This is a genomic window from Nocardia sp. NPDC004722 (genome assembly GCF_053601505.1).
On the sequence record NZ_JBSGBY010000804.1, the window covers coordinates 1 to 3,137 of the forward strand.

Below are 3,137 nucleotides of genomic sequence, written 5' to 3' on the forward strand. Positions count from 1 at the left end.
GCGTCGATCTTGAGCTGCGCGCCCGCGGGCACCACGTTCACCAGCGCGGTGCGCAGGCGATCGCCCTCGGAGGAGTCGGTGAACGCGCCGGTGAGCCCGACGCGGCCGGTGACCGTGGCCCCGGCGGTGGTGAGCGCGGCCGTGACCGCGTCGGCGTCACCGCTGTCCGCGTCGGGAGTGGTGAACAGCAGTACCGACCGGTTGGCCAGACTGCCCGCCAGCAGTTTGCCCGCCGCGCCCGACAGGAACGCGTCGGCGGCCTTCACCTGTTCGCTCAACCGTGCGTTCTCGGCACGCAGATCGGTGACCTGCTGCCGGTCGCCCGCGCCGGGGAACAATCCGTTGCCCTGGGTGCGGGTGCCCAGCACCACGCCGACCGCCAGGGCCAGGAATACCGCGGCGATCGAAATCGCATGGTGGCGAAAGGAAATCATGAGTCCTCTACTTTTGCCGGTCCAATAGCCCCTGTACCCAGTGCGATCCGCGATGCCAGGTGTCGGTGGCCCAGGTCAGCGCCTCACCGCCCATGTGGGTGGCGAGCAGCGCGACGACCAGGGCGACCAGCGCGGCCAGCACCACCAGCGCGACCGCCCACCCCGAGCCCCGGTGACGGTACAGCGCCGCAACGGCTTTGGCATCCATCAGCTTGGTGCCCATTTTGAGGCGTGTCAGGAAGGTTGCCGGATTCGAATCGCGGCGACCACGGTCGAAGAAGTCGTCGAGGGAAGCCGCCGCGCCGACGGTGACGATCAGCGACGCGCCGTGATGATCGGCCAGCAGCAGCGCCAGATCCGCGGGCGCGCCCGAGGACGGGAAGGTGGTCGCGCCGATGCCCAGATCCTGGATGCGCTCCAAACCCTTGGCGTGGCCGTCGGTATCGGCGGGCAGGATCACCTCCGCACCGGATTTGAGCGTGGTGGCGGTGATCTCCTCTGGATCGCCCACGATCAGGTCGGGCCGATATCCGTTGCGGGTCAAGGTGTCCGCGCCGCGTCCGACGCCGATCAGGATGGGCGCGTATTCCTTGATGAACGGCTTGATGCGCTTGAGGTCCTCGATATGCTCCGGGCCGTCGGCCACCACCACGACATGCCGCTTCTTCATGTCGATTTCGACGTCCGGCACCCCGATTCCATCGATGAGCAGCGAGGATTCGGTGCGGATGAACTCGATGGTGTTGCCGGAGAACGCCTCCAGATGATCGGCCAGCCCATTGCGGGCCTCGATCATGCGTTCGGCGATGGCGGCCTCGGTGAGCTCGATGCCCTCGACGAGCGCCTCGGGTTCCTTCTTCGACAGCTTGTCGGCGTAGACCACGCCGTCCTCGACCCGGACCCGGATGCCGTCCTTGATCTTCTTGAAGACGTCCGAGCTGACCGCGTCCATCAGCTGAATGCCGTTGGCCACCAGCACTTCCGGGCCCAGATTGGGATATCTGCCGGAGATCGAGGGCGAGGCGTTGATGACCACCGCCACCTGGGCTTCGACGAGCCGGTCGGCGGTGAGCCGATCCAGGTCCATCTCGTCCAGGACGACGACATCTCCCGGCCCCACCCGCTGCAACAACCGCCTCGTATTCCGGTCCACCCGGGCCATACCGGTCAGACCAGGCAGCGTTTCGGTTGAGCGCGAAAGCAGGGCCAGCATCTTCATAACGATCGATGATTACCGTAAAGTCTCAACCAATGGTGGAGGCGCGCCGGTCAGCATGACGATCCGTCACTGTGATGCCATCGGCTCGAACGGAATGTCCCATTCGCGCCTATCTTCTTACTAGCGGGTAAGGATATGCTCCCGTCATGGCCAGTACCACCGTGGACACCGTCCTTCCCGCCCCGCGCGAGACCGTCTACAAGCTCTTCACCGAGCGAGACAGCATCAATCCCTATGTGCCCATCAAGGTCTCGCTCAAGAAGCCGGGCATCGGCGCGCCCAACGGCGTCGGCGCCCAGTACCACCTCGGCATCGGCGGCATCGGCCCCACCGAGGAGACCACCGAACTGGTCCCCAACGAGCGCATGGTCTATCGCGTCATCGCGGGCGCGCCGGTCAAGCGCCACGTCGGCACCGTCAGCTTCTCCGACGCCCCCGGCGGCACCCGGGTCGTGTACACCATGGAATCCGAGCCGAGCCTGCCCGTGCCGGACGCCATCCTGGAACCGGGCCTGCGCGCCCTCACCAACCAGCTCATCGGCGCGGTCCGCAAGGCGCTGAAGTAGTTTCACCAGCACCGCCGCGCACCCCTCGAAATCAGCGCGGCGGCACAGATTTCCGGCCGGAGCCCCGTGGGGCCCGGCCGGTTGTCGGTTGAGGCCCCGCCGGAAATCTGCTCGGAGCGTGCGCCCGATCAGTGCGCGGGTGCGAGCTGCTGCATCACCGCCGCGACGTCCAGCCAGACGTTCTCGCGCGTCATCTTCCCGTCGCGGAATTCGCAGACGTGCAGGATTCGGAAGTCGACCTGCCGGTTGTTGCCCGGAATCCCCAGAAAGTTCCCGGGCACCCGCCCCCACCAATGCGATTCGTCGACCATGAAGTTCTCACCGTAGTACCGGTGCACGGTCTCGAACTTGTCCTCGTCGATGGATTCGACCAGCTCCCGATAGCGGGCTCCGATGGCCGCATGGTCGCGCAGGATTCCGCGCGGATCGCCCACCACCTCGTGTTCGACCTCGTCGCTGAGCGTCGCCAGGATCCCCTCGACATCCTTGCTCGCCTCCGCGGCGGCGTGCCGGGTGTAGATCTCGTTCATTTCCTCCGGTGTCATTACCCGCTCGGTCATCACGTTCCTCCCTGTTCGGTGAGACCAATTTCATGAGACTCTGCTATCTTCGTGAGATGAGCGTCTCACGTCAAGAGAAATTTCTCACGAGCGGTCGGCAGAATCAGAAGTTGCGCACCCGTGAGGCGCTGTTGCAGGCCGCGATAACCCTCGCGAAAGACGGCCACTCACCCTCGATTCCCGAGGTCGCCGAGGCGGCCCGGGTCTCCCCCGCCACCGCCTACCGGTATTTCCCCAACCCGCAGTCGCTGTGGAACGAGATCGCCTCCCGAGAGGAGACGCTGCGGCGCGATTTCGTGGGCGTGCTCGACGGCCTCACCGGTGACGCCGAACAACGCATCGACACCGTGATCCGCTC

The 3,137-nt window shown here is 65.8% G+C and carries 5 protein-coding genes; 2 read left to right on the plus strand and 3 right to left on the minus strand.

Annotated features, from left to right (window positions below; translation table 11 throughout):
• Both ACWELQ_RS42150 and steA read right to left on the minus strand, forming a co-directional pair.
• On the minus strand, window positions 1–434 hold a 434-nt coding region (locus tag ACWELQ_RS42150; protein ID WP_452402584.1), incomplete at its 3' end, for a copper transporter.
• A 7-nt stretch (window positions 435–441) separates the two neighbouring features.
• A complete protein-coding gene (gene steA, locus ACWELQ_RS42155) occupies window positions 442–1,653 on the minus strand; it encodes a putative cytokinetic ring protein SteA (RefSeq protein ID WP_452402585.1) in 1,212 nt (403 codons plus the stop codon).
• A gap of 146 nt (window positions 1,654–1,799) precedes the next feature.
• Between steA and ACWELQ_RS42160 the strand changes: the two genes are divergently transcribed.
• On the plus strand, window positions 1,800–2,219 hold the full coding sequence (locus ACWELQ_RS42160; RefSeq protein ID WP_452402586.1) for an SRPBCC family protein: 420 nt from the start codon (window positions 1,800–1,802) through the stop codon (window positions 2,217–2,219).
• 128 nt (window positions 2,220–2,347) lie between these two features.
• Here the strand turns inward: ACWELQ_RS42160 and ACWELQ_RS42165 are convergent, their stop codons facing one another.
• Complete coding sequence (locus ACWELQ_RS42165; protein WP_452402587.1) at window positions 2,348–2,779, minus strand: ester cyclase; 432 nt, start codon at window positions 2,777–2,779, stop codon at window positions 2,348–2,350.
• A gap of 110 nt (window positions 2,780–2,889) precedes the next feature.
• Between ACWELQ_RS42165 and ACWELQ_RS42170 the strand changes: the two genes are divergently transcribed.
• Window positions 2,890–3,137: TetR/AcrR family transcriptional regulator (locus ACWELQ_RS42170; protein WP_452402588.1), on the plus strand; the 248-nt coding region annotated here is incomplete at its 3' end.